Source organism: Shinella fusca (assembly GCF_014203155.1).
GTDB lineage: Bacteria > Pseudomonadota > Alphaproteobacteria > Rhizobiales > Rhizobiaceae > Shinella > Shinella fusca.
The window spans coordinates 382,142-406,798 of sequence record NZ_JACHIK010000002.1 but is presented as its reverse complement, the minus strand read 5'-3'; the positions used below and the strand labels follow the sequence as shown (position 1 = coordinate 406,798).

Annotated in this window: 22 protein-coding genes; 7 read left to right on the top strand and 15 right to left on the bottom strand. The window is 67.4% G+C overall.

Going from position 1 to position 24,657, the window contains the following annotated elements; translation table 11 throughout:
* Window positions 1–24: 24 nt before the first annotated feature.
* Together HNQ66_RS04150 and HNQ66_RS04145 are read right to left on the bottom strand one after the other, a co-directional pair.
* The gene (locus tag HNQ66_RS04150; protein ID WP_246434170.1) at window positions 25–1,866 is read right to left on the bottom strand and encodes a heavy metal translocating P-type ATPase; all 1,842 of its coding nucleotides are present in this window, start codon (window positions 1,864–1,866) and stop codon (window positions 25–27) included.
* Window positions 1,867–1,974: 108 nt separating this feature from the next.
* Window positions 1,975–2,289, bottom strand: a complete 315-nt coding sequence (locus HNQ66_RS04145) for an ArsR/SmtB family transcription factor (protein ID WP_184141163.1) — start codon at window positions 2,287–2,289, stop codon at window positions 1,975–1,977.
* 124 nt (window positions 2,290–2,413) lie between these two features.
* On the opposite strand from HNQ66_RS04145, the gene HNQ66_RS04140 reads away from it, so the two are divergent.
* The 4 genes from HNQ66_RS04140 to HNQ66_RS04125 are packed head-to-tail and all read left to right on the top strand — an operon-like array spanning window position 2,414 to window position 8,175.
* Window positions 2,414–3,706: an NAD(P)/FAD-dependent oxidoreductase gene (locus HNQ66_RS04140; protein ID WP_184141161.1), complete on the top strand. Its 1,293-nt coding sequence runs from the start codon at window positions 2,414–2,416 to the stop codon at window positions 3,704–3,706.
* Between the two features lie 31 nt (window positions 3,707–3,737).
* Window positions 3,738–3,941, top strand: coding sequence for a YgaP family membrane protein (locus HNQ66_RS04135; RefSeq protein WP_184141159.1), 204 nt, complete (start codon window positions 3,738–3,740; stop codon window positions 3,939–3,941).
* Between the two features lie 17 nt (window positions 3,942–3,958).
* Window positions 3,959–4,969: an efflux RND transporter periplasmic adaptor subunit gene (locus HNQ66_RS04130; RefSeq protein WP_343059424.1), complete on the top strand. Its 1,011-nt coding sequence runs from the start codon at window positions 3,959–3,961 to the stop codon at window positions 4,967–4,969.
* On the top strand, window positions 4,966–8,175 hold the full coding sequence (locus HNQ66_RS04125; protein ID WP_184141157.1) for an efflux RND transporter permease subunit: 3,210 nt from the start codon (window positions 4,966–4,968) through the stop codon (window positions 8,173–8,175). The genes HNQ66_RS04130 and HNQ66_RS04125 overlap by 4 nt, the downstream gene beginning before the upstream one ends.
* Window positions 8,176–8,202: 27 nt before the next feature.
* On the opposite strand, the gene HNQ66_RS04120 is transcribed toward HNQ66_RS04125, so the two are convergent.
* Window positions 8,203–9,663, bottom strand: a complete 1,461-nt coding sequence (locus tag HNQ66_RS04120; RefSeq protein ID WP_184141155.1) for an amidase — start codon at window positions 9,661–9,663, stop codon at window positions 8,203–8,205.
* 49 nt (window positions 9,664–9,712) lie between these two features.
* Between HNQ66_RS04120 and HNQ66_RS23515 the strand changes: the two genes are divergently transcribed.
* Together HNQ66_RS23515 and HNQ66_RS23510 are read left to right on the top strand one after the other, a co-directional pair.
* Complete coding sequence (locus HNQ66_RS23515; protein WP_246434169.1) at window positions 9,713–10,114, top strand: hypothetical protein; 402 nt, start codon at window positions 9,713–9,715, stop codon at window positions 10,112–10,114.
* Window positions 10,018–10,482 carry a response regulator transcription factor gene (locus tag HNQ66_RS23510; protein ID WP_246434168.1) on the top strand — a complete coding sequence of 155 codons (465 nt, stop codon included), beginning with the start codon at window positions 10,018–10,020 and terminating at the stop codon, window positions 10,480–10,482. Before HNQ66_RS23515 ends, HNQ66_RS23510 begins: the two co-directional genes overlap by 97 nt.
* Here the strand turns inward: HNQ66_RS23510 and HNQ66_RS04110 are convergent, their stop codons facing one another.
* The 9 genes from HNQ66_RS04110 to tauA all read right to left on the bottom strand — a co-directional run bounded on the left by HNQ66_RS04110 (window position 10,483) and on the right by tauA (window position 20,470).
* Window positions 10,483–11,814, bottom strand: coding sequence for an APC family permease (locus HNQ66_RS04110; protein ID WP_184141153.1), 1,332 nt, complete (start codon window positions 11,812–11,814; stop codon window positions 10,483–10,485). It abuts the gene before it with no gap.
* Between the two features lie 77 nt (window positions 11,815–11,891).
* On the bottom strand, window positions 11,892–12,890 hold the full coding sequence (pta, locus tag HNQ66_RS04105; RefSeq protein WP_184141151.1) for a phosphate acetyltransferase: 999 nt from the start codon (window positions 12,888–12,890) through the stop codon (window positions 11,892–11,894).
* A complete protein-coding gene (locus tag HNQ66_RS04100) occupies window positions 12,890–13,927 on the bottom strand; it encodes a YeiH family protein (protein WP_184141149.1) in 1,038 nt (345 codons plus the stop codon). Before HNQ66_RS04100 ends, pta begins: the two co-directional genes overlap by 1 nt.
* 70 nt (window positions 13,928–13,997) lie before the next feature.
* A complete protein-coding gene (xsc, locus tag HNQ66_RS04095) occupies window positions 13,998–15,773 on the bottom strand; it encodes a sulfoacetaldehyde acetyltransferase (RefSeq protein ID WP_184141147.1) in 1,776 nt (591 codons plus the stop codon).
* A 43-nt stretch (window positions 15,774–15,816) separates the two neighbouring features.
* A complete protein-coding gene (locus tag HNQ66_RS04090; RefSeq protein ID WP_184141145.1) occupies window positions 15,817–17,217 on the bottom strand; it encodes an NAD(P)/FAD-dependent oxidoreductase in 1,401 nt (466 codons plus the stop codon).
* Between the two features lie 15 nt (window positions 17,218–17,232).
* Window positions 17,233–17,619, bottom strand: a complete 387-nt coding sequence (locus HNQ66_RS04085; RefSeq protein ID WP_184141143.1) for a nuclear transport factor 2 family protein — start codon at window positions 17,617–17,619, stop codon at window positions 17,233–17,235.
* A 107-nt stretch (window positions 17,620–17,726) separates the two neighbouring features.
* A complete protein-coding gene (locus HNQ66_RS04080; RefSeq protein ID WP_184141141.1) occupies window positions 17,727–18,554 on the bottom strand; it encodes an ABC transporter permease subunit in 828 nt (275 codons plus the stop codon).
* Window positions 18,547–19,359, bottom strand: a complete 813-nt coding sequence (locus tag HNQ66_RS04075; RefSeq protein ID WP_184141139.1) for a taurine ABC transporter ATP-binding protein — start codon at window positions 19,357–19,359, stop codon at window positions 18,547–18,549. Before HNQ66_RS04075 ends, HNQ66_RS04080 begins: the two co-directional genes overlap by 8 nt.
* A gap of 91 nt (window positions 19,360–19,450) precedes the next feature.
* On the bottom strand, window positions 19,451–20,470 hold the full coding sequence (gene tauA, locus HNQ66_RS04070; RefSeq protein WP_184141137.1) for a taurine ABC transporter substrate-binding protein: 1,020 nt from the start codon (window positions 20,468–20,470) through the stop codon (window positions 19,451–19,453).
* 137 nt (window positions 20,471–20,607) lie between these two features.
* Between tauA and pdxR the strand changes: the two genes are divergently transcribed.
* Window positions 20,608–22,095, top strand: a complete 1,488-nt coding sequence (gene pdxR / locus HNQ66_RS04065; RefSeq protein WP_184141135.1) for a MocR-like pyridoxine biosynthesis transcription factor PdxR — start codon at window positions 20,608–20,610, stop codon at window positions 22,093–22,095.
* Between the two features lie 64 nt (window positions 22,096–22,159).
* Here pdxR and nirK read toward each other — a convergent pair whose 3' ends face one another.
* From nirK to HNQ66_RS04050, 3 genes are all read right to left on the bottom strand, one after another.
* Window positions 22,160–23,683, bottom strand: a complete 1,524-nt coding sequence (gene nirK, locus HNQ66_RS04060) for a copper-containing nitrite reductase (protein WP_210308662.1) — start codon at window positions 23,681–23,683, stop codon at window positions 22,160–22,162.
* 110 nt (window positions 23,684–23,793) lie between these two features.
* Window positions 23,794–24,420, bottom strand: coding sequence for a hypothetical protein (locus HNQ66_RS04055; protein WP_210308661.1), 627 nt, complete (start codon window positions 24,418–24,420; stop codon window positions 23,794–23,796).
* A gap of 25 nt (window positions 24,421–24,445) precedes the next feature.
* Window positions 24,446–24,655 (bottom strand): hypothetical protein, encoded by a 210-nt coding sequence (locus HNQ66_RS04050; protein WP_184141131.1) that lies wholly within the window; start codon window positions 24,653–24,655, stop codon window positions 24,446–24,448.
* Window positions 24,656–24,657: the final 2 nt, after the last annotated feature.

Here is a 24,657-nt window from a genome sequence, read left to right as displayed (position 1 = left end):
ACCATCGGCATCCGAGCCTTCACGTCATCGAAGCGCGCGAAGGGCGTTGAGGATCACGGCCACGTCGATCATCTCCTGAAGAATCGCGCCCTCGACCGGCTGGAGATATCCGAAGGCCGCCACGACCATCGCGCCGATCGAAAGCGCAAGGCCGACGGAGACGCTCTGAAGCGCGATCCGGCGGGTCCGGTGCGCGATCGCGATCGCTCTTGCCAGCGGGCCGAGCTCGTCGACGAGAAGCACGACGCCGGCGGCTTCCGACGACGATGCCGTGCCGCGCGCGCCCATCGCGACGCCGATATCGGCCGCCGCGAGCGCCGGCGCGTCATTGATGCCGTCGCCCACCATCATCACGGGACCGTCGCGCGCTTCGCTTTCGACTGCGGCGACCTTGGCTTGCGGCGTCAGGTCGGCGAGAACGGCGTCCATGCCGAGCGCCTCGCCAACGGCCTGCGCGATCTCGGCACGGTCGCCCGATGCCAGAACGAGCCTCCGGATGCCGGCCGCCCGGAGATCGCTGAGAACCGACACCGCATCTCCGCGGATTTGGTCCTTGAGAACGATCACGCCCGCCAAGGCGCCGTCGATGGCGACGGCAACGGTCATGGAGGCGCGCATTTCGGGCGATATCAGGAGATGCGGGTCGTCGCAGCCGGAGGTCCGCTGCACGAAGCGGCTTCCGCCGACGACGACCTGTCTTCCATCCACGCACCCCTCGATGCCCGTGCCCGGCGTTTCCCGCACGCTTTGCGGCGCCGAAAGAGGCAGGCCCCTTGCCGCTGCCGCCTGGACCAGCGCAGCGGCGACAACATGTCCGGACGCCTGATCGAGGCTCGCGGCGGCCGCCAGAACCGTATCCGGCGAGAAACCCGGCGCCGTCCCGATATCGACCACGGCGGTCTGGCCGTGGGTCAGCGTGCCGGTCTTGTCCAGAACCGCCGTGCGGACACGCGCCAGCATTTCGAGCATGCCGCCGTTCTTGACGAGAACGCCGATCCTTGCCGCGCGCGACATCCCGGAAATGATGGCGACCGGAACGGCAAGGATGAGAGGACAGGGCGTCGCGACGACGAGCACGGCAAGCGCCCTGACCGGATCCCCCGACCAGTACCAGGCAGCGCCGGCAATGCCGAGCGTCACGACCAGAAAGCCCATCGCAAAACGGTCGGCCATGCGGGCCATCGGCGCCTTGCCGGCCTGCGCGGCCTCGACCAGGCGCACGATCCCCGCGTAGGTGCTTTCGGCAGCGGACCGGCTCACAACGAGATCGAAGGCCGCTCCCGCACAGACGGAACCGCTCAGGGCCTCCGCGCCCGGCAGGACAGGCCGCGGCATCGACTCTCCCGTCAGGGCAGCCATGTCGAGCGCCGCCGCGGTGCCGGACACGATCCCGTCCACCGGCAGCACTTCGCCCTGACGGATGAGCAGCCGGTCGCCGGGCCGTATCTGCGAGATCGCGACCTCCTCGAGCCCGGCTGCGGCATAGCGCATGGCCGACCTCGGAACGCGGCCCATCAGCGCCGTCATCTCACGGCGCGCGCGGCCTTCGGCAAAGGCCTCGAGCAACTGGCCGCCGGCATACATCAAGCCGACGACGTTCCCGGCAAGCGGCTCGCCGAATGCGATCGCCGCGGACATCGACAGCGCGGCGACGATATCGAGCCCGACATCGCCCCTGCGCAGGGCGCCGAAGATCTGGACGAGCAGGCCGGCAAGGATCACCAGCGTCGCGCCCGTCCACACGAGATCTGCATGCCGGACGGCCTGCCACGACAGGGCGAGCCCGATCACAAGCCCTCCGGCCGCGACCGCGACCAGGATCGTGCTGGAATGACGTTGCCGGAAGTCCCGGTTCGCTTGGGGCAAGGTGCATTCTCCCATCGGCAAGATGTGAGACGAATAAACCGCAGGCAGTCATGTCCACCTTGCGCAAGATCAATTCGGGGAACGGTCTTTCCCTTCCGGCCCCGCGGTCTACGGCTGCTTGCCGCGCCCCGGCGGGCAGAAGGCGTCGTGCAGGGCCTGCACGACGGCGCGAACCTCCGGCCGGACGATAGAGTAGTAGACGGTCGTGCCTTCGCGGCGCGCCTCGACAAGGCCGTCCGCCCGCAGCCGCATAAGCTGCTGCGACATCGGCACCTGCTCGATGGCGAGCGCGTGGCGCAGGTCGGCGACCGAGCGCTCGCCGTCGACGAGCGCGCACAGGACCAGCAGCCGCTGCGGGTGCGAGAGGCTGCGCATCAGGTCTGCGGCCATTTCCGCCGCCGGGATCATTTCTTCTACATTCATGTTCTTGAATTTATAATCCTTGAATGTTACATGCAAGCCATGCAGTCTCGAAACCCTTGAACAGCGTGGCCTCCCCTCCTCCGCAAACGGGCGGAGACGCCACCATCACAACGGAGCGAAAGCCATGACCCATATCGTCGTTCTCGGTGCAGGCCTCGGCGGAATCATCATGGCCTACGAGATGAAACGCAAGCTCCGTCGTGACGATCGCCTCACCGTCGTCAACCTCGGCTCGACCTATTCCTTCGTTCCCTCCAATCCCTGGGTCGCGGTCGGCTGGCGCCGGCCCGAGGACATCTCCGTCGACCTCGTCCCGGTGCTGAAGGCACACGGCATCACGCTGAGGCCCGAGGGCGCGCGCCGCGTGCATCCCGGCGAAAACCGCCTGGAGCTCAACGACGGTTCCAGCCTCGACTACGATTACCTCATCCTCGCCACCGGCCCCGATCTCGCCTTCGACGAAGTGCCGGGCCTCGGCCCCGAGGCCCACACGCAGTCCATCTGCCATGTCGACCATGCCCTCAGGGCGAAGGCCGCCTTCGATGCGCTCGTCAAGGCGCCGGGGCCGATCGTCATCGGCGCGGTGCAGGGCGCCTCCTGCTACGGCCCGGCCTACGAATTCGCCTTCATCCTCGACACCGCCCTTCGCAACGCACGCATCCGCGACCGCGTTCCGATGACCTTCGTCACGCCCGAGCCCTATATCGGCCATCTCGGGCTCGACGGCGTCGGCGACACCAAGGGACTGCTCGAAAGCGCGCTGCGCGAGCGCCACATCAAATGGATCACCAATGCCCGCACGACAAAGGTCGAGCCCGGCATGCTGACCGCCGAGGAGGTGGACGAGGCCGGCGCGCTCAAGGCGACGCACGAGCTGCCCTTCGCCTTCTCCATGATGCTGCCGGCCTTTCGCGGCGTGCCGGCCGTCGCCGGCATCGAAGGGCTTGCCAATCCGCGCGGCTTCATCCTCATCGACAAATACCAGCGCAACCCGGCCTTCCCCAATGTCTTCGCCATCGGCGTCGGCGTTGCCATCCCGCCCGTCGGCAAGACGCCGCTCGCCGTCGGCGTGCCGAAGACCGGCTTCATGATCGAATCCATGGTGACGGCGACCGCCGAGAACATCGCCGCGCTCCTGAAGGGCGAGGCGCCGCGGGCCGTTGCGAGCTGGAACGCGGTCTGCCTTGCCGATTTCGGCGACGAGGGCATCGCTTTCGTCGCCCAGCCGCAGATCCCGCCGCGCAACCTCAACTGGTCCGCGCAGGGCAAATGGGTGCACGCCGCCAAGGTCGGCTTCGAGAAGTACTTCCTGCGCAAGGTGCGGCAGGGCAAGGCCGAGACCTTCTACGAGAATCTCGTGCTCGACATGCTCGGCATCCGCAAGCTCAAGGACATCCACATCGAGACCGCGGAATGATCCCCGGTCCGCAACGCAAGGAGTATTCAAGATGACGATCGATCGCGCCGTGCTGCTCTTCGCCGGCTTCATGGTCCTGCTTTCCCTGGCGCTCGGCTTCTATGTCTCGCCGTGGTGGCACCTGCTCACCGTCTTCGTCGGCCTCAATCTGGTCCAGGCCTCGTTCACCGGCTTCTGCCCGGCTGCAATCGTCTTCCGCAAGCTCGGCTGTCCGGCAGGCGTCGCATTCAAATAGCAGGAGAGCAGTCCTTCATGCACCGTCCGACCCCGCGTCCCTCCATGGCGATCCTCGCGCTGTTCCTGGCCTTGCCGGGCCATGCCGGCGCTGCCGAATTCCTCGTCAGGGCGACGACCGTCCCGGACATGAAGGCCGTGTTCGGCCAGGTCGAAAGCCGCATCGTGGTGCCCGCCCGCGTGCGGATCGGCGGCACGGTGCGCGAACTTAGCGTCGGCCAGGGCGACGAGGTGAAGGAAGGCGACACCATCGCCGTCATCGTCGACGACAAGCTGGCCCTCCAGCTCGACGCCGCAAGGGCGCGGATCGACGCGCTCGGCTCCCAGCTCGACAATGCCCGCCTCCAGCTCGACCGGGCGCAACAGCTCCGGGCAAGCGGCTCGGGCACGCAGGCGAGCCTCGACCAGGCGAAGATGCAGTTCGAGGTCGCCGCCAACCAGGTCGCGGCGGCGAAGGCCGAGCGCACCGTCATCGAGCAGAGCGCGCGCGAGGGCACGGTCGTCGCGCCCGCCACCGGCCGCGTGCTTACCGTGCCGGTCACGCCCGGCTCGGTGGTGCTGCCGGGCGAGGAGATCGCCCGCATCGCACCCGGCCCCTACTACCTGCGCCTGTCGCTGCCCGAGCGCCACGCCGCCGAGATCGTGGAAGGCGCGGACGTCGTGGTCGGCGCGCGCGGCCTGACGCAGGCTTCGGACCGCACCGCCCCGGCCCATCGCGGCCGCATCGTCAAGGTCTATCCCGAGATCGTCGACGGGCGCGTGATCGCCGACGTGGAGGTCGCCGGCATCGGCGACTATTTCGTCAACGAGCGCACGCTCGTGTCGATCCCGGTCGGCAAGCGCTCGGTGCTCGCCGTTCCGCCGGAGGCGGTGCGCACGCTGCACGGCATCGACTACGTGCGGCTGGCCGACGGATCGGGCGAGACCGATGTTGCCGTCATCCCCGGCGAGCGCTTCGAGGACGGCGGTGCGCCGCGCATCGAGATCCTCACCGGCCTTCACGACGGCGACCGGATCGTACTGCCATGAAGCCTTCGATCCCCGGTCCCGGCATTGCCGGGCGCCTCACGCGCGCCTTCATCGCCTCCGCGCTGACGCCGCTCTTCCTGCTTGCCGCATTCGCGCTCGGCCTCATCGCGCTCGTCTCCCTGCCGCGCGAGGAGGAGCCGCAGATCTCCGTGCCGATGGTCGACATCCGCATCGCCGCCAACGGCCTCAGAGCCGAGGACGCCGTCAAGCTCGTCACGGAACCGCTGGAGACCATCGTCAAGGGGATCGACGGCGTCGAGCACGTCTATTCCCAGACCGAGGACGACGGTGCGCTGGTGACGGCGCGCTTCAAGGTCGGCACGAATGCCGACGCCGCGATCCTCAGGGTGCACGAGAAGATCCGCGCCAACATGGACCGCATCCCGGTCGGCATCCCCGAGCCGCTGATCGTCGGGCGCGGCATCGACGACGTGGCAATTGTCGTCGTGACGCTGAGGCCATCTCCCGGGAGCGCCGAACGCTGGACGGCGAACGGCCTGACGCGGCTTGCCCGCGAGCTGCAGGTCGAGGTCGCCAAGCTTCCCGACATCGGCCTTACCTATCTCGTCGGCGAGCAGCCCGAGCAGTTTTCGGTCGAGCCCGATCCGGAACGGCTCTCGCTCTACGGCATCACGCTCCAGCAGCTCGCGGCCAAGATCGAGGGCGCGAACCGCTCCTTCCGCGTCGGCACGGTGCGCGAAGCCGGCGAGCAGCGCGCGGTCGTCGCCGGCCGGACGCTGCAGGAGCTCTCGGAGATCGGTAACATCCTCCTCACCGCGCGCGACGGCCGGCCCGTCTATGTGCGCGACGTCGCCAGGACCGTGCTTGCGACATCGCCGGCCGAAAGCCGGGTCACCGACATCCGCCGCACGCCGGAGGGATTGCAGCGCGCGCCGGCCGTATCGCTGGCGGTCGCAAAGCGCCCGGGCACCAACGCCGTCGTCATCGCCGACGACATCGTCAGGCGGCTGGAGCAGGTCCGCGGGCAGATCTTCCCGGAAGACGTCGAGATGACGGTCACGCGCGATTACGGCGAGACCGCGAACGAGAAGGCCAACGAGCTTCTCTTCCACCTCGCCCTCGCCACAGTCTCCATCGTCGCGCTTGTGGCCTTCGCCATCGGCTGGCGCGAGGCGATGGTGGTGGCCGTCGTCATCCCCATCACCATCCTGCTCACGCTCTTTGCCTCCTGGATCATGGGCTATACGCTGAACCGCGTCAGCCTGTTCGCCCTGATCTTCTCCATCGGCATCCTCGTCGACGACGCCATCGTGGTCATCGAGAACATCGCCCGGCACTGGGCGATGCGCGACGGCCGTTCGCGGGCCGAGGCCGCGATCGACGCGGTCGCCGAGGTCGGCAATCCCACCATCGTGGCGACGCTGACGGTGGTGGCCGCGCTGCTGCCCATGCTGTTCGTCTCCGGCATGATGGGCCCCTACATGAGCCCGATCCCGGCCAACGCCTCGGCCGCCATGCTGTTCTCCTTCTTCGTCGCCGTCATGCTGACGCCCTGGCTGATGATGAAGCTCGGGCGCAAGGACGGCGCGGGCGGCCATGCCGCCGAGGCATCCGACGGCGGGCGTCTCGGCCGGCTCTACAGCGCCGTCGCACGCCCGGTCCTGAAAAGCCGGGCCCGCGCCTGGGCCTTCCTGCTGGTCGTCGGCGTCGCGACGCTTGCCTCGCTCACGCTGCTCTACACCCGGAACGTCACGGTGAAGCTCCTGCCCTTCGACAACAAGGCGAACCTTCAGGTCGTGCTCGACCTGCCGAGGGGCGCTTCGGTCGAGGACACGGACCGGGCCTTGCAGCAAATGGTGGAACGGCTTGGCGACGTGCCGGAGATCGTGTCCTTCCAGACCTATGCCGGCACCGCCGCCCCCTTCGATTTCAACGGGCTGGTGCGGCACTACTACCTGCGCGCCGAGCCGCAGCAGGGCGACATCGTCGTCAATCTCCTCGCCAAGGGCGAGCGCGCACGCGCAAGCCACGCCATCGCGCTCGATATCCGCAAGCGTCTCGAAGGCCTCGCCCTGCCGCAGGGCACGGTGACGAAGGTCGTCGAGCCGCCGCCGGGACCGCCGGTGCTCGGCACGCTCCTCGCCGAGATCTACGGGCCGGATGCCGAAACGCGCCGGGCCGTGGCCGGAAAGGTGCGCGAAGCCTTCAGGAGCGTGCCGTTCATCGTCGACGTCGACGACAGCTATCACAACCAGCCGCAGCGCCTGCGCATTGCCATCGACCAGGACAATCTCGAATATTACCGGGTCGAGCAATCCGACGTCTACGACACGCTGCGCGCGCTCTACGGCGGCACGACCGTCGGCTATTCGCATCGCGGCGGCGGGCGCCAGCCGATTCCGATCCGTGTCGCTTTGCCGAAGGGCGCAAGCGTGCTCGACGAGCGCGCGCTTGCGACCCCCGTCCCGGCGAACGCGCTGCCGGGCGGGCGCGGCGTGGTGGAACTCGGCGACGTGGTCTCCGTCTCCCGCCAGCCGGCGTCCTACCCGATCTTCCGCCACAACGGCCGGGCGGCCGAGATGGTCATGGCCGAGCTTGCCGGTGCCTACGAGGCGCCGATCTACGGCATGCTCGCCGTGAACGAGGCCATCGAGAAGGCAGACTGGGGCAACCTTCCGAAGCCGGAAATCGCGCTGCACGGCCAGCCGGACGACGAAACACGCCCGACGCTGCTGTGGGACGGCGAGTGGGAGGTGACCTGGGTGACGTTCCGCGACATGGGTGGGGCCTTCCTGGTGGCGATCCTCGGCATTTACATCCTCGTGGTCGCCCAGTTCGGCTCCTTCCGCCTGCCGCTGGTCATCCTGACGCCGATTCCGCTCACCTTCATCGGCATCATGCTCGGGCACTTTCTCTTCGCCGCGCCCTTCACGGCGACGTCGATGATCGGCTTCATCGCGCTTGCCGGCATCATCGTGCGCAACTCGATCCTGCTGGTCGACTTCATCCGCCATTCCGGCGGGTCGGAACGGCCGCTGGTCGATGTGCTGCTCGAAGCCGGCGCGATCCGCTTCAAGCCGATCCTGCTGACCGCGCTCGCCGCGATGATCGGCGCGGCGGTCATTCTCGCCGACCCGATCTTCCAGGGCCTTGCCATCTCGCTGCTCTTCGGCCTCGCTTCCTCCACGCTGCTCACCGTGCTCGTCATCCCGGCGATCTACGTGGCGCTGCGCGGCGGGCGGTAAAGCCGCTGCGGTGGAACAGGCGATCGCCTAGAGGCCGCCCCAGTCCCACCCCACCGGCCGGCCCGGTGCAAGGCCCGCCGTGCGAAGCGTCTCCTCGACGGCATCGCCCATCGACAGGACCGCCTCGTCGGCGTAGCGCCGGCCGACGATCTGCAGCCCGACGGGCAGGCCGTCCTCGCCCAGACCCGCCGGCACCGACAAAGCCGGGCATTGCGGCAGGAGGTTGAACGGACAGGTCATGTCCAGCCCGCCGAAACGGCCGTCGGACAGGTCCGCGACATAGTCGTTGTCGTCCGCTTCGGCCGGGGGCGCGGTGACGGCGCAGGTCGGGCAAAGCAGCGCGTCGTAGCGGGAGAGGATGGCGGCAAGGTCGCGCCACATCGTCGTGCGGAGCAGTTCCACCTTCTTGTAATTGGCGGCATCGAGCGTCCGGCCGCGCTCGATCAGCTCGACGACGATCGGATCCATGCGCGCGCGATGGTCCTCCAGCATCTCGCCGAAGAACGCGGCCATGAAGACGCACCACAGATCGTACCACCGGTCGTTGACGGCCCGCGTCCAGCCGATCTCCACCGGCTCGACGACCGCCCCGGCGGTACGCAACGCCTCGACCGCCGCGAGGATGCGGCCGCGCACCGCGGGCTCCACGCTGTAGTAGCCGAGATCGAGGGAGAGCGCGAAGCGCCGCCCCGCAAGCGGGCTTGCCGCCGCCTTCCCTGCCTCGAAGGAGAGCGGCAGCGAGGAAATATCCGCATCGTCCGGGCCGGCCGTCGCCGTCATGAACGCCACGGCATCGCCGACCGAGCGGGCCAGCGGGCCGAAATGGGAGATATTGTCGAAGACGCTGGGCAGGATCGTCATGGGAATACGCCCGAGGCTCGGCTTCAGGCCGACGATGCCGGTGAATGCGGCGGGGATGCGCACGGAGCCGCCCATGTCCGTGCCCTCGGCGAAGGGCACGACACCTGTGGCGACGGCGACCGCCGAACCGCCCGACGAGCCGCCGCTGGTGCAAGCGGCGTTCCAGGGATTGCGGGTGATGCCCCAGCGCGGGCTTGCCGTGAAGCTGGAATGGGCGAATTCCGGCGTCGTCGTCTTGCCGATGAGGATCGCGCCCGCAGCCTCCAGCCGTGAGATACAGAGGGCGCTCTCGTTCGGGACCCGGTTGCCGCTCGTCCAGGAGCCTAGCGTCGTCAGGTCGCCCTTCGTCGGCGTCAGGTCCTTGGCGGCGAAGGGCACGCCGAGGAGCGCGGGCAGGTCGCCGCCGCGCGCCACGCGCCGGTCCGCCTCCCGCGCCGCCGCAAGCGCCGCCTCCTCGCGAAGCAGCGTGAAGGCGTTCAGCGCTCCGTTCACCGCCTTCGCGCGCCGGAGCGATTCGGCGACGACAGCCTCGGCCGGAAACGCGCCGGAGCGGATGCCGTCGGCGATCTGCGTGGCGGGCAGGTCGAGCGGATGGGCGGGCGCTGGCGTGTGAGAAACAGTCTGCATGGTCGCGGACTCCGTGCTAGGTCTTTTCGAAAGGAAGAGGGGAAGGAACGTGGCGGCAGGTTCGGACGGGGCGGGCGGCTATATCGACCAGTGGAATGCGGGGCTTGCCGCGGCCGTATCGCTGCTCGGCGAGAGCGGCTTTCCCGCGGCGCTGGAGCGCGCGCTGAGGCAGCTCGTGTCCTTCGAGATGATGAACGGCTTTGCCTATGCGCCCGGCGGCAAGGCCTTCGACCTCGACAACGAGCGCATCGTCGGCGACCGCACTACCATCGTCGACCACTATCTCGCCGGCGCCTATATCCTCGATCCTTCTACGATGCCGTCCGCAATCCGCCGCCCGGCGGCATGCTCATCATGCGCAAACTCGCGCCCGACCGCTTCGCCGAGACGGAATATTACCGCCGCCACTACCAGGCGACGGGCATTGTCGACGAGATCGGCTTCGTGCTGAAGCTGAGGTATGCCGATGCGGTGCTGTCGCTTTCGCGCATGGGCGAGGTGCCGGCCTTCTCGCGCCGCGACATCGTCCGCCTCGAAAGTGCAGCGCCCGTCGTGCGTGCGCTTGCCGAACGGCACTGGCATGCCCGGCTCGATCCGGCCGGGGGCGAGGATGCCGCCGCGACGATCAGCCACCCGCTGCTTTCCAAGCGGGAGCTGGAGATCGTGACCCTCATCCTCAAGGGTCACTCGACCTATTCCATCGCCGCGACGCTCGGCCTTTCGCCCAACACCGTGAAGGTCCACCGCCGCCAGGCCTATGCCAAGCTCACCATTTCCAGCCAGGCGGAGCTGTTCCATCTGTTCCTCAGCCGGCGCTGATCATTCGGCGAACTCCATTTCCGGCGGCGCAAGCCGGAAGAAGCGGGTGAGATAGGCAAGATAGACCACGCCGACCGCCAGCCACACGATGCCGAGAAGCTTGGCGTTCCCGTCGAGGTTCCACAGGAGGAAGAGGTCGCAGACCGCGCCGGCCGCCGGAACGGCGAGCGCAAGGACCGGCCCGAGCGGGCGCACGATCGCATTGCCCTTGAGATAGAGTGCGATCACCGAGACATTGACCGCGGTGAAGGCGAGGAACGCGCCGAAGTTGATGAAGGACGTCGAGGTCGTCACATCGAGCGTCAGCGCCAGCAGGCCGACGATGCCGACGAGCACGAGGTTGAGAACGGGCGTGCGCCATTTCTCATGCAGCTTGCCGAAGATACCGGCCGGCAGCACGCCGTCGCGGCCCATGGCGAAGAGCAGCCGGCCGACGCTCGCCTGCGCGGCAAGGCCGGAGGTGAACTGCGCCACCACGAGCGTTGCCAGGAAGACCGTCACGAAGAGATCGCCGCCGATCATCAGCGCGATTTCCGACGCGGCCGCATCGACCGAGGCGAATTCGCCGCCCGGATGGGCAAGCTGCGTGATATAGGCCGCGCCCGTGAAGATGAGGCCGCCGATCACCGCGATGATCATGATCGCCCGCGGCATGGTGCGGGTCGGCTCGCGCGTCTCCTCCGTCAGCGTCGAGACGGCGTCGAAGCCGAGGAACGAATAGGCCGCGATGGCGGCGCCTGCGACGGACGCGCCGAACGGCACCGAGGCGTCGAAGAACGGCCGCACGGATGCAAGGCCGCCGGTCCCGTTGATGGCGACGACATAGCGGGCGGCAAGCGCGACGAAGACGACCAGCACCGTGAGCTGCACCAGCATCAGCACGATGTTGACCCGGTTGGCAAAGGCGATGCCGATGACGTTCACCGCCGTCGTCAAAACGATGAAGCCGACGATCCACAGCCAGGCCGGCACGGACGGGAAGGCCGAGGTCAGGTAGGCCGCGCCGATCAGCCAGATGACCATCGGCAGGAAGAAATAGTCGAGCAGCACCGCCCAGCCGACGAGGAAGCCCGCGCCGGGGTTGAGCGACTTGCGGGCATAGGTATAGGCAGACCCGGCGACCGGGTAGACCTTGGCCATGATGCCGTAGCTCACCGCCGTCAGGAAGATCGCGAGCGCCGCGATGAAATACGCCATTGCCGTCGTGCCGTCGCTCGCCGACGCAAGGGCGCCGAACGTGCCGAACACGATCATCGGCGTCATGTAGGCCAGCCCGAACAGCACCACGGACCACAGGCCAAGAGTCCGGTCGAGTTTGATTGTTTGTGTCATGATCCCCTCCTCCGAATGACGGCATGAAGGGTCGGGGAAGATGGCCCGCAAGCCAATAACCCCAGGGTATTAGGCCCTCACCCGCTCGCCGCCTGGACGACCGTGACGGCGATCATATGGAAGACATCGTCGGCGTTGCAGCCGCGCGAGAGGTCGTTGGCGGGTTTTGCAAGGCCCTGCAATATGGGGCCGATGGCCGTCGCGCCGCCGATGCGCTGGGCGATCTTGTAGCCGATGTTCGCCGCATCGAGATTGGGAAAGACGAAGACGTTCGCCTCGCCGTGCAGGGCCGATTGCGGCGCCTTGGCGGCACTGACGGCCTCGACGAAGGCGGTGTCGAACTGCAATTCCCCGTCGATGACGAGGTCGGGAGCCGCCGCATGGGCAAGGCGCGTCGCCTCCACCACCTTGGAGACGCGCTCGTGGGCGGCGCTGCCGGCCGTCGAGAAGGAGAGCATCGCCACCTTCGCCGGCTTGCCGGCGAGCGCCTCGTAGGAGCGCGCCGACATGATGGCGATATCGGCAAGGCCGGCCGCATCGGGATCGACCACCAGCCCGCAATCGGCGAAGACGAAGGCGCCCTTCTTCACATGGTGCGAGGCGCAGAGCATCATCAGGAAGAAGCTCGACACGAGGCCGGCGTCCGGCGCGCGGCCGATCACCTGGAGCGCGGCGCGCACCGTATCGGCGGTGGTGGCGACCGCCCCGCCGACCGTTCCATCCGCCTCGCCTTCCCGCACCATCATGGCGGAAAAGACGAGCGGCGAGCGGACGGCTGCGCCCGCAGCGGCCTCGTCGACACCCTTGCCCCGGCGCAGCGCGTGGTAGGCAGCGGCAAAGCCCGGCGTCAGCGGCGAGGACGCCGGATCCTCGACGTGGATCTCGCCCGGCTCCGCGCCCGCGGCGGCAAGCCGCGCCTCCACCGCCTTGCGGTCGCCGACGAGGGTGATGCGGGCAATGCCGGCGCGCGACGCACGCACGGCGCCCTCGACGATGCGCGGGTCCTCGCCTTCGGCAAGCACGATATGGCGGGGAGCAGCCTTCGCGGTTTCGAGAATGCGGTCCAGCGGCTTCATCACGCATGCCCCAGATAGTGGATGCCGACGAGGATGAAGAGGCCGATGAAGACGGTCTCGGCCACGACGAGCGCGACGGCGTCGCCCCCGACATCCAGCACGCGGCGCAGCGAGGTGCGCATGCCGACCGCGACGATGCCGGCAAGCAGCGCCCAGCGCGAGGCCTCCGTGCCGGCCTTGGCCGCCATTTCCGGGATGAGGCCCAAGGAGTTGAGCGCGGCGAAGATGAGGAAGGCGACGACGAAGCCCGGCAGCAGCGGCGGGCGCTTGCCCGTCTCGCCTTCCGGCTGCGGCACGTTGCGCAGGGCAAGCGAGAAGATGAGCACCACCGGCGCCAGCGTGGTGACGCGGATGAGCTTGACGAGCGTCGCCGTCTCGCCCGCCTCGGGCGACACGGAAAAGCCGGCGCCGACGACCTGCGCCACGTCGTGGATCGTGCCGCCGAAGAAGATGCCGGTCGCCCGTGCGTCGAGCCCCAGCGTCTGGGCGAGGATCGGGTAGGCGATCATGGCGAGGGTGGAGAGCACCGTGACCGAGAGCACGGTGAAAATGAGGTTGCGCTCGGAGAACTCGTTCTTCGGCAGCACGGCGGCAATCGCCATGGCGGCAGAGGCGCCGCAGATGGCGACGGAGCCGCTGGTCAGCAGCGCAAGCCGCCAGCCGCGGCCGAGCAGCCGCGCCGCGATCAGGCCGAAGCCGATGGTGGCGGCGATGGCCGAGACGAGCAGCAGGATGGTGCTGGCGCCGAGCCCGATCAGAAGATCGACGCTGATGCGCATGCCGAGCAGCGCCACGCCGATCCGCAGCACCTTCTTGGCGCAGAAATCGATGCCGGCGACGCAGCGCCCTTCCTCCGAGAGGAAATGGAAGGCGATGCCGAGCAGCAGCGCCATCAGCATGGCCGGCGCGCCGTAGTGGTCGGACAGGAACTGCGCGGCGACCGCCACGGCGGCAGCGACGGCGAAGCCCGGCCAGTAGGTGAAAAAGCCCGAGGGCACGCCCCGGAAGCGGTCTTGGACAGAAGCGGCGAAGGTCATGGTGTCGTTCCGGTCGCGTGGGAAAGCCTTGCCCGCCCGATCGTCCGGGCGGGCGTCGCGTCTTGGGAAATCAGGCGCGCTGCTGCGGGCGCATGTCGGCGGGATCGATGCCGGCGACCGGCACCGGCTTCTTCATCGCATCGCGCCGGAAAGGCTCGCCGAGCTCCTGGTTCAGGATGACCTCCACGAAGGTCGTCACGCCGCGTTTCTGGTCCTCGATCGCGGTGGAGAGCGCCTCGGTAAGGCCTGCGGGCGTGTCGACGGCGACGCCCTTCAGGCCGCAGCCCTCGGCGACCTTCGCGTAGCTGAGGTTGGGGTTCAGCTCCGTGCCGACGAAGTTGTTGGAATACCAGAGCGTCGTGTTGCGCTTTTCCGCACCCCACTGGTAGTTGCGGAAGATCACCATGGTGATCGCCGGCCAGCCCTTGCGGCCGATGGAACCCATTTCGTTCATCGAGATGCCGAAGGCGCCGTCGCCGGCAAAGCCGACCACCGGCACGTCCGGGCAGCCGATCTTCGCGCCGACGATGGAGGGGAAGCCGTAGCCGCAGGGGCCGAACATGCCCGGCGCGAGGTATTTGCGCCCCTCCTCGAAGGTCGGGTAGGCGTTGCCGATGGCGCAGTTGTTGCCGATGTCGGTGGAGACGATCGCCTCCTTCGGCAGCGCCGCCTGGATCGCCCGCCAGGCCTGGCGCGGCGACATGCGGTTCGGCTCGCGGTTGCGCGCGCCCTCGTTCCATTCGGTGCCCGGGTCGTCGTCCTCATGATCCATGGAGGAGAGCTGCTGCTGCCAGGCCGAGCGGGTCTGGTGGACCGCCGCCTTGCGCTCCTCGCGGCCGGCATCGCCCGCCGAGGGCGAAAGCTGCTCGAGGATCTGGCCGGCGACCTGCCTGGCGTCGCCGCAGATACCGACCGTCACCTTCTTGGTGAGGCCGATGCGGTCCGGGTTGATGTCGACCTGGATGATCGCGGCGTTCTTCGGCCAGTAGTCGATGCCGTAGCCCGGCAGCGTCGAGAACGGATTGAGCCGGGTGCCGAGCGCCAGCACCACATCGGCGCGGGAGATGAGCTCCATCGCCGCCTTCGAGCCGTTGTAGCCGAGCGGGCCGACCGAGAGGCGATGGCTGCCGGGGAAGGCGTCGTTGTGCTGGTAGCCGCAGCAGACCGGGGCGTCGAGCCGTTCGGCGAGCGCCATGGATTCACCGATGGCACCGCCGATGACGACGCCGGCGCCGTTGAGGATGACCGGGAACTTCGCCTCCGAGAGGAGCTTTGCCGCCTCGGCGATCGCCTGCGGGCCACCGGACGGGCGCTCGAAGCGCACGATGGCCGGCAGGTCGACGTCGATCACCTGGGTCCAGTAGTCGCGCGGGATATTGATCTGCGCCGGGGCGCAGCCGCGCCAGGCCTTCTCGATGACGCGGTTCAGCACTTCGGGAATGCGCGAGGGATCGCGCACCTCTTCCTGGTAGCAGACCATCTCCTTGAACATCGCCATCTGGTCGACTTCCTGGAAGCCGCCCTGCCCGATGGTCTTGTTGGCCGCCTGGGGCGTGACCATGAGGAGCGGCGTGTGGTTCCAGTAGGCGGTCTTGATGGCGGTGATGAAGCCGGTGACGCCCGGGCCGTTCTGGCCGATGGCGATGGACATGGTGCCGGTCGCACGGCTGAAGCCGTCCGCCATCATGCCGGCATTGGTCTCGTGGGCGCAGTCCCAGAACGTGATGCCGGCCTTCGGGAAGAGGTCCGACACCGGCATCATGGCCGAGCCGATGATGCCGAAGGCATGTTCGAGCCCATGCATCTGGAGAACTTTGACGAAGGCTTCCTCGGTGGTCATTTTCATGGCTGCTTCCTTTCCTTGCGGAATTGATCGGTGTTTCGGGCGGTCAGAGGATTTCGTCGCGGAGGTAGTACCAGCGGTACATCCCCCATTGGCCGAGCCGGCGGAACGGCGTCAGGAGGCCGTGGCTCGGCAGCGGCGAGGTGAAGATGGGAAGGTCGAGCCCGGCGCCCTTGCCGGCGACCATCTGCGCCATGCGACGTCCGGCCTGGGCCGAGTACATGACGCCGTTGCCGCCGTAGCCCATGGCGTAGAACAGCTTCTGGGACGGGTCCGGCTGGAAGATGCGGGGCATCATGTCGTGGCTGACATCCACCCAGCCCCACCAGGAATAATCAATCTCGATGCCGCGCAGGACCGGGAACTTGCGGTAGAGGCCGTCGAGCAGCAGCGCCAGGTGCTTCGGGTTGGGCGCGTCGCGCCCGGTGATGGCGCTGCGGCTGCCGATCTGCACGCGTCCGTCGGGCAGCATGCGGTAGTAGTGGCGCAGCGTGCGTGTGTCGGTGAGCGGAATGCGCGCCTTGAAGTTCAGCGCGTCGCGCTCGCCGTCCGTCAGCACCCGCGTGACGACCGAGTTAGACAGGATCGGCATCAGCCGCCGGCTGGTCAGCGCGCTCATCCCGGCGGAGGTGTAGCCGGCCGTCGCGATGCAGACGATGCGGGCGCGAACCGTGCCGCCCGGCGTCGTCAGGTAGTGCATGCCGCCCTTCGCCTTGCAATCGAGCACGGGGCTCGACGTATGCACTTTCGCGCCGAGGCGGCGGGCGAGCTTCAGGTAGCCGAAGGCAAGCTTGGCGGCGTGGATGCCCATGCCGTCCGGCTCGTACATCGCCCCGCGCGCCTCCTCGTCGCGCACGAAGTCGCTGTGGACCTCGCCGCGCGAGACCATGCGGGCGCGGTAGCCGAAGGTATCGTTGAGGACGCGCACCTCGCTTTCGAGCGCGGGCAGGACCTTGTCGCGGTGGGCGATGTAGAGGTGGCCGCCGTCCTGCGGGTCGCAGTCAATCTCCGGCTCGCGGATGAGCGAGCGGAAGAGGTCGAAGCCCTCGGATATCTCGGCATGCAGCTTGCGGGCGACGTCGACGCCCCAGCGGGCGATCCATTGCGAGCGCTTCAGGCGGCCCGCGGAAATCTGCGCCTGCCCGCCGTTGCGGGTGCTGCATCCCCAAGCGACGCCGTTCGCCTCCAGCACCGTCGCCTTGATGCCGTGCTCGCGGGCAAGGTGGATGGCGCAGGAAAGGCCGGTATAGCCCGAGCCGATGATGGCGACGTCGACATCCATGTCGCCCGTCACCGGCCCGTCGTCCTCCGGCTCGGGACCGGCGGTGCCGATCCAGTAGGTGGGCGCATAGTCCTTGCCGGTGCCGGGGCTTGCCGCATGTTCGGGATCGTAGGCGGGATCGAACGGTTCCCGGCCGGCCTTGAGGGAGGTGGTGTGCTGCTGCATGGCCTTGCTCCCAGCCTAGTAGCGCGGCGGCAGGACCGGCCGGTTCTTCCGGAAGGCCTGCTTGCGGACGATCTTTCCGTCGCGGAAGGTGAAGAGGTCGCAGCCCTCCGCCACGATGCGGCTGCCGTCGGCGGCCGTGCCGGAGAAGGTCCATTCCGAGACACCCCGGTCGCCGTCGACGAAGTGGCTGTGGTCGCCCCATTCGGCATCCGGCATCGCCGTCCACACGCCGCTGAACGCCTCCGCGATCGCCGCTCGCCCGGTGATCCGCGTGCCGTAGACCTCCGGCCCGCCGACGGCGTTGAAGATGCAATCCTCCGCGAAGAAGCGCATGACCCCGTCGATGTCATGCCGGTTGAAGGCATCGAACAGACTTTTGAGATCGGTTGCAGAGAGTGTCATGGTCCTGTCCTTTGGTGTCGAAAGGCATGGCTTCGCCGTCGACGGCAAACGCCGTCTTCAAAGGCCGCCAGGCCGGATGCGAATGGAGTGTCGGGTCGGTTGCCGGGCTAGATGCGCCCCTTCCAGGGGATCAGCACCTTTTCGAGGTAGCGGATCAGAAGGTCGAAGGCGAAGGCGAAGATGCCGATGATGAAGATGCCCATGATCACCGTGTCGCTTTCGAGGTTCTCGGCCGCGTTGAGGACCATGAAGCCGAGGCCTCGGTTCGCCGCGACCATTTCGGCCGCCACCAGCGTCGTCCAGCCGACGCCGATGCCGATGCGCATGCCGGTGAAGATTTCCGGCAGGGCCGCCTTCATGATCACCTGGCCGATGACCTGGCCGCGGGTGGCGCCCATCGCATAGGCCGCATGGATCTGCTCCGTGGAGACCGAACGCACCCCTGCCCTTGCGGCGATCGCCATCGGCGCGAAGATCGCCAGATAGATGAGGAACACCTTCGGGAATTCGCCGATGCCGAGCCAGATGATGACGAGCGGCAGGTAGGCGAGCGGCGGCAGCGGGCGGTAGAATTCGATGATCGGATCGAAGAGGCCGCGCACGATGCGGTTGACCCCCATCAGGATGCCGATCGGCACCGCCGTCACCAGCGCCAGCAGGAAGGCCCCGAAGACGCGGGTGAGGCTGGCGAGGGTATGCTGCGTCAGCGTGGAGTTCGAGACACCCTCCGTCAGCGCCAGCATGAACTTGTCCCAGACCGCGAGCGGAGAAGGCAGGAACAGCGGTTTGACCCAGCCGGATTCCGTCACGAGGAACCAGAGCGCGACGAGCACGAGGGCCGTGAGGAGGCTGATGAAGCCGCTGTTCCCGTCGCCGGGGGCGCCGAAGATCTTGCCGGGCCTGACCGAACGGGTCCTGTTCACTCTCTCAAGCATGGGCCACCTCCGGGTTGCCGGATTCACGTTCGTCGCCATAGATGATGCCGAGCACTTCCTCGCGCATGCGGATGAATTCCGGGCTCGACTTGATCGCCCGGGCATTGCCCTCGGCAAGGAAGCGGCGGTTGAAGTCGAGCTCGTAGGTGTGGGTGATGCGGCCGGGGCGCGGCGACATGACGATGAGCCGCGAGCCGAGGAACAGCGCTTCCTCCACGCTGTGGGTGATGAAGAAGAACATCTTGTTGGTGAGCTGCCACACCTTCAGGAGCAGTTCCTGGATGGTCTCGCGCGTCAGGGCGTCGAGCGCGGCCATCGGCTCGTCCATCAGGAGCATGGCGGGGTCGCAGGTCAGCGCCCGCGCGATGCCCACGCGCTGCTGCATGCCGCCCGAAAGATGGTAGATCATGTGGCGGTGGAAATCCTGAAGTCCCACGAGGGCGAGGTTCCTGGTGGCCAGCTCCCGCCGCGTCGCCTTGTCGACGCCGCGCAGCTTCAGGCCGAATTCGGTGTTCTCGATGACGTTGAGCCAGGGCAGCAGGGCGTGCTTCTGAAAAACCACGCCGCGCTCGGCACCGGGGCCGATGACCTGGTGGTTGCCGAGCGTGATGTCGCCTTCCGAGGGGGCCATGAAGCCTGCCATCAGGTTGAGCAGCGTCGTCTTCCCGCAGCCCGAAGCGCCGAGCGCGACGACGAAATCGCCGCTCCTGATGGTCAGATTGACCCCCTTCAGGGCGATCACCGCCTGGTCCGAGTAAAGGCCCGGATAGGTCAGACTGATATTCCTGACGCTAAGTGTTTCCATGAGAAATGCCTCCCTGCACCCCGGTCACGGTCTGTAAGCGATGACGCACGCACCGGCCGCTCCCACGGCCGGCGCATCCGGCGGGCGCCTTTTACTTTGCGGCCGCCTTGGCGAAGTCTGCATTCACGAAGGGCGCGTAGTCGTCGAGCGCCTTGCTGATCTGCTTCTGCTCGACGAGGAACCGTGCGCTTTCGTTGAGCGCCCGGGTCGCGCCGCCGCCGAGCCAGGTATCGGAGGCCTGTTCGTCCGCATTCGGGAAGGACAGGAGCTCCAGCGCCTCGACCGTGCTCGGGCCGTCGCCGCCGATCAGCTTGACGATGCCCTGGACCTGGGAAGAGTCCGCCGTCCAGGCCGCCTTGTCGGCATTGTAGTCCGCATAGGACTGGGCGAGAACCTTGGTGAAGGCCTCCATGAGCTTGGGGTTTTCCGCCGCCCAGTTCTTGTCGACCACCAGGCCGTCGAAGGTGGGAACGCTTGCCGCGCCGATGACCTCGGAATCGGAGATCGTCTTGCCCGTCTTCTGGATTTCCGAGAGCGCCGGCGGCCAGACATAGGCGGCATCGATATCGCCGCGCTGCCAAGCCGCGACGATCTGCGGCGGCTTCAAGTTGAGGATTTCCACCTCGCGCGGATCGATCTTCCAGACGGAATTGAGACCCACGAGCAGATGGAAGTGCGAGGTGGACACGAAGGGCACGGCGACCTTCTTGCCCTTGAGGTCTTCCGGCTTCTCGATGCCGGAGCCGTCGCGGGCAACCAGCGCCTCCGACTTGCCGATATTGTCGAGGATCCAGAAGAGCTGCAGGTCGACGCCGCGGGTTGCGGCCGCGGCCGTGCCGGTCGAGCCGATCACGCCGATCGGCACGTCGCCGGAGGCAAGCGCCGTCGTGATGTCGCCTGCCGACGAGAACTGGCGCCAGTCGATCTTGTAGCCGGCCTCCTTGGCGGCCGCATCGAAGCGGCCGTCGGCGATGGCGGCCACGAACGGGCCGACGATCTGCTGGTAGCCGACCACGAGGCTGGTTTCTGCGTAAGCCATGCCTGACACGGCAAGGCCGGCCACGAAGCTGGTGGCGGCGGCCAGGCGTTTGAATTGTCTTGAAAGCATCATCGTTCCTCCTCATCGATTGGTGCTTGAGCCGGTTGCCCCGGTCTTCTTGACAAAAGTGATAAATGCGGTGCCCCGCTTGCGTTATATCCAGTTTGGAAGTTGAATAAATCCAGATCATTTGGCCTGGAGCGGATTTCGTGCGCACCAACGTATCCGAGACGATCTTCTTCATCGACCGGGAAAGTGGGCTCGGCCTGCAGGCCCAATTGCGCGAGACGGTGGTCTCTGCGGTGCTCGCCGGGCGCATCCAGCCGGGCGCGCACCTGCCCTCCACCCGCAAGCTCGCCGACTATCTCAACATCTCGCGCATCACGGTCACGCTTGCCTATCAGGAGCTCGTCTCCCAGGGCTATGTGGAGGTCGCCAACCGCAGCTCCTACCGCATATCCGGCAACGCACCCGGCAAGGCGCTCGACAACGACCGCCCGTCGGCCGGCTCCGATCCGGTCGACTGGAGCAGCAAGATCAAGATGAGCTTCGGCGTCGTGCGGCAGATCCCCAAGCCGCTCGACTGGCGGCGTTATCCCTATCCCTTCCTCTATGGCCAGATGGATCCCTCGCTCTTCGACCTCAATGCCTGGCGTGACTGCGCGCGCCGGGCATTGGCGCGCGAGGACTTCATCCTGATGGCAAGCGACTTCGCCGCGGCCGACGACGTGCGGCTCGTCAACTACATCTGCTCGCGCACGCTGCCGCGGCGCGGCATCCACGCCAATCCGGACGAGATCCTCGTCACCGTGGGCGCGCAGAACGCGCTCTGGATCGCGACGCGGCTGATCCTCGAAAAGGGCTCGAGCGCCGTCTGCGAGAACCCCTGCCATCCCGATATCAGCGCATCGCTTTTCCTCAGCGGCGCGAAGGTGACGGCCATCGATGTGGATGGCGAGGGCTTGCCGCCGGATGCGTTGCCGGAAAACGTCGATGCCGTCTTCGTTACGCCGAGCCATCATTCGCCGACGGGCGCAACCATGCCCATCGACCGGCGCGCGCGGCTGCTGGAGGCGGCGGAGGAGAAGGACTTCGTGATCGTCGAGGACGACTACGAGTTCGAGATCAGCTATCTCGCCCCGCCCTCGCCGGCCCTGAAGGCCTTCGACGCCACGGGACGCGTGCTCTATATCGGCAGCTTCTCGAAATCGCTGTTTCCCGGCCTGCGGCTCGGCTATCTCGTCGCGCCCGCCCCGTTCATCCGCGAGGCGCGGGCCCTGCGCTCGCTGATGCTGCGCCATCCGCCCGGGCACCTCCAGCGCACTGCCGCCTATTTCCTGGCGCTCGGCCACTACGATGCCGTGCTGCACCGCATGCGCACCGAATACCACAAGCGCCACGTGCTGATGGGCGATGCGTTGCGGCGGGAAGGCCTGACGATCGCCGGCTCCTGCGACTTCGGCGGCACGTCGTTCTGGATGGAGGGGCCGGAAGGCCTCGACGCCGACCGCCTCGTACGGGAATTGCGGCAGGACGGCGTGCTCGTCGAATCCGGCTCACCGTTCTTTCCGCAGAACAACCGGAGCTGCCGCTATTTCCGGATGGGCTATTCGTCGATCCCGAGCGCCAACATTCCGGAAGGCATCGCAAGGGTCCGGGCCCGGATCGACCGGCTCATGGAAACGGAAGCGGGTTGAAACCGGGAAGACGGACCGCCAGACGCCCGCGGGAGATTTCCCCGCGGACGTCTTCCTGCCGGTCCTATTCTGCGCCCTGGTCGGCGGGGCCGGTATGCATCGTGGCGTCGTTCTCGGGACCGTCGACGATGAGATACCCCGCAAGCCCGCGCTCGGCGCGCGACAATGCGTGGTCGACCAGCACATAGTGCCCGCCGCGGTCGATCTTGAAGTCGACGATCGTGGCACCGCCCGGCGGCACGGTGACGGTCTGCACGTTCGTCGTCGGCGGCGTGGTCACGCTGCCGAAGGCATAGACGTGGTCGAATATCTCGCCGATGACGTGGAAGGACGAAGTATAGTTCGGCCCGCCGACGCCGAAGAAGATGCGCACCGTGTCGCCGGCATTGGCATAGAGCGGATGCGATTTCGTCAGCGCCCCGACGGCCCCGTTGAAGAGGAAATATTCCGGCCGTTCGGAGGACAGCTTGTCGTAGTCCATCTCCATGTCGCCCTTCGTGCCGAAGGGCTCGACCGTGTAGAGCTCGCCCTGCATGACGTAGAACTCGCGGTCGACCTGCGGCAGGCCGCCCTCGGGCTCGACCAGGATCATGCCGTACATGCCGCTGGTGATGTGATGCGCGACGCTGGGCGTGGCGCAATGATAGACGTAGATGCCCGGCTTCAGCGCCTGGAAGGTGACGACGCTTTCTTCGCCCGGCGCGGTCTGGGTGAAGTCCGCTCCGCCGCCCGGGCCGGTCGCCGCATGGAAATCGACCGAATGCATCATTACGCTGTCGGACGCGTTCTTCAGGTGGACCTCGACGGTGTCGCCGACGCGAACGCGCACGAAGGGCCCCGGCACCTTTCCGTTGAACGTCCAGTAGACATAGGTCGTGCCGTCGTCGAGCCGGCCCTTCAGCTCGACCGTCTCGAAATCGACGCGCACCACCTGGGCCGGCCGCGAGCCGATCGGCCCCGGCAGGTCGGCGGGATCATGCACGATGTCCGCCGCATCCATGTCCATCGTCTCGCGGGCGCCCGGCATGACGCGCAGGAGGCCTTCCATGCCGGCAAGCCTGTGGCCGGCGATGGAGCAGAAATAGGCGAATTCGCCGACCTTGTTCGCCGTGAAGGAGAAGGTGGACGAGGCGTTCTTGCCGACGACGACGGAGGAACGCGCCGCATACTGGTCGATGACCACGTCGTGCTCGGCGCCTTCACCGTTGATGAGGTTGATCTGCACGATCTCGCCTTCGTGCACCATCAGATCGGGATTGACCTGCCCGTCGATATCGCCGCCGACGCCGATATAGACCATGCGGCCGGCCGCGATGCCGGTCCTGAGGGTGAAGGTGGTGGCGCTGTGGTAGCTCGTGCCGAGCGCCGGATCGGCCCGCTGCTGGCCGGCATCCTCGCCGGCGGCCTGTCCGCTTGCCGGCTGGGCGGCGTGATCGTGGGTCTGCGCCGCCGCGGGCACCGCGAGGAAAGCCATCGCCGAAAGGCCGATTGCCGCCGCGACGGTGCGCCCCATCCGCCGGGCAATGATCGTGTGGATCGAAAGTGCCGCGGCAACGGCCGTGAGGACGAGTAGAACCGGATCCGTCATGATGTCTCCCTCTCCTTGCGAATTCTGCGTTCCCTGACCGATCGTCTAGCACGGTTGCGAAAGGCCGGATTTGCGGAACGTCAAGAAAGGGGCCGATCCGGCGGCCGGCGCTAGCCGGCGAACTCCCACGGGCGGACATGGACGAGTTCGGGATCGTCGGCGTGCTCCAGCAGCATGCGTGCCACCCGCTCCTGCCAGAGCGCCGCGAACATGGCCTCTTCGTCCACGTCCGCCGTTCCTGCCGCGACCTTCGGAAAGAGTGCCCGAATCCCCGTTGCCGGCGGCACCGGAGCGGTGTCGAGGTCGAGAACGACGCCGCTGCCGGTATCGCGCCGGCGCAACGCCATGAGGCCGCGTATGGGCGCATCGAACCGCAGGAGATCGCGGCGCGCGAAGCGGCGGTTCATTCCGATGCCGCCGAAGCCGGTCTCGGGCGCGGCGCCGGTCAGCAGCGTCGCGATCGTCGCGACGACGCCGGTCGTGCCGTCGTCGCGCGCATCACGCATATGGACTTCGATATTGCCGCGCTCGGGCATGTCGTCGCCATAGAGCCGGGCGAGACCCTTGCGGATCATCAGGTAGGCGCCGGCAACGGTCGGGCAGGAATGCCCGGCGAGCTTTACCGCATCGGCATAGCGATAGGTGATGGTGCCGCCCGCCGATGCGCCGAAAAACGCCGTCAAAGGCTCGCGCAGCGTAATGGCGGGGACGCGGTCGAAGAAATCGGGAAAATCCATGTGTGCCTCCGTCATTCGTCAGGGTTCATTCCGCGGCAACCGGAATTTCGGCTTCCGCGAGATCGGCCGCCCGGGCCGCCGCGACCGCGAGCCAGTCCCGGTAGAGGCAACGATCCTCCTTGGAGAAGGAAGCGCGCCGACGCATGTCGTCGAACGTCTCGCCCGGATGGCAGCGGTCGTAGTCGTCGCGCACGAGCGCTTCGAGAGAGGCGAGGTCCTTGAAATCGCGTGACATGA

What these genes read in the sequence shown, in the direction of transcription:
- HNQ66_RS04145 (WP_184141163.1), bottom strand. Translation starts at nt 2,289, where the DNA reads ATGAATGTAGAAGAAATGATCCCGGCGGCGGAAATGGCCGCAGACCTG.
- HNQ66_RS04140 (WP_184141161.1), top strand. Translation starts at nt 2,414, where the DNA reads ATGACCCATATCGTCGTTCTCGGTGCAGGCCTCGGCGGAATCATCATG.
- HNQ66_RS04135 (WP_184141159.1), top strand. Translation starts at nt 3,738, where the DNA reads ATGACGATCGATCGCGCCGTGCTGCTCTTCGCCGGCTTCATGGTCCTG.
- HNQ66_RS04130 (WP_343059424.1), top strand. Translation starts at nt 3,959, where the DNA reads ATGCACCGTCCGACCCCGCGTCCCTCCATGGCGATCCTCGCGCTGTTC.
- HNQ66_RS04125 (WP_184141157.1), top strand. Translation starts at nt 4,966, where the DNA reads ATGAAGCCTTCGATCCCCGGTCCCGGCATTGCCGGGCGCCTCACGCGC.
- HNQ66_RS04120 (WP_184141155.1), bottom strand. Translation starts at nt 9,663, where the DNA reads ATGCAGACTGTTTCTCACACGCCAGCGCCCGCCCATCCGCTCGACCTG.
- HNQ66_RS23510 (WP_246434168.1), top strand. Translation starts at nt 10,018, where the DNA reads ATGCGCAAACTCGCGCCCGACCGCTTCGCCGAGACGGAATATTACCGC.
- HNQ66_RS04110 (WP_184141153.1), bottom strand. Translation starts at nt 11,814, where the DNA reads ATGACACAAACAATCAAACTCGACCGGACTCTTGGCCTGTGGTCCGTG.
- pta (WP_184141151.1), bottom strand. Translation starts at nt 12,890, where the DNA reads ATGAAGCCGCTGGACCGCATTCTCGAAACCGCGAAGGCTGCTCCCCGC.
- HNQ66_RS04100 (WP_184141149.1), bottom strand. Translation starts at nt 13,927, where the DNA reads ATGACCTTCGCCGCTTCTGTCCAAGACCGCTTCCGGGGCGTGCCCTCG.
- xsc (WP_184141147.1), bottom strand. Translation starts at nt 15,773, where the DNA reads ATGAAAATGACCACCGAGGAAGCCTTCGTCAAAGTTCTCCAGATGCAT.
- HNQ66_RS04090 (WP_184141145.1), bottom strand. Translation starts at nt 17,217, where the DNA reads ATGCAGCAGCACACCACCTCCCTCAAGGCCGGCCGGGAACCGTTCGAT.
- HNQ66_RS04085 (WP_184141143.1), bottom strand. Translation starts at nt 17,619, where the DNA reads ATGACACTCTCTGCAACCGATCTCAAAAGTCTGTTCGATGCCTTCAAC.
- HNQ66_RS04080 (WP_184141141.1), bottom strand. Translation starts at nt 18,554, where the DNA reads ATGCTTGAGAGAGTGAACAGGACCCGTTCGGTCAGGCCCGGCAAGATC.
- HNQ66_RS04075 (WP_184141139.1), bottom strand. Translation starts at nt 19,359, where the DNA reads ATGGAAACACTTAGCGTCAGGAATATCAGTCTGACCTATCCGGGCCTT.
- tauA (WP_184141137.1), bottom strand. Translation starts at nt 20,470, where the DNA reads ATGATGCTTTCAAGACAATTCAAACGCCTGGCCGCCGCCACCAGCTTC.
- nirK (WP_210308662.1), bottom strand. Translation starts at nt 23,683, where the DNA reads ATGACGGATCCGGTTCTACTCGTCCTCACGGCCGTTGCCGCGGCACTT.
- HNQ66_RS04055 (WP_210308661.1), bottom strand. Translation starts at nt 24,420, where the DNA reads ATGGATTTTCCCGATTTCTTCGACCGCGTCCCCGCCATTACGCTGCGC.
- HNQ66_RS04050 (WP_184141131.1), bottom strand. Translation starts at nt 24,655, where the DNA reads ATGTCACGCGATTTCAAGGACCTCGCCTCTCTCGAAGCGCTCGTGCGC.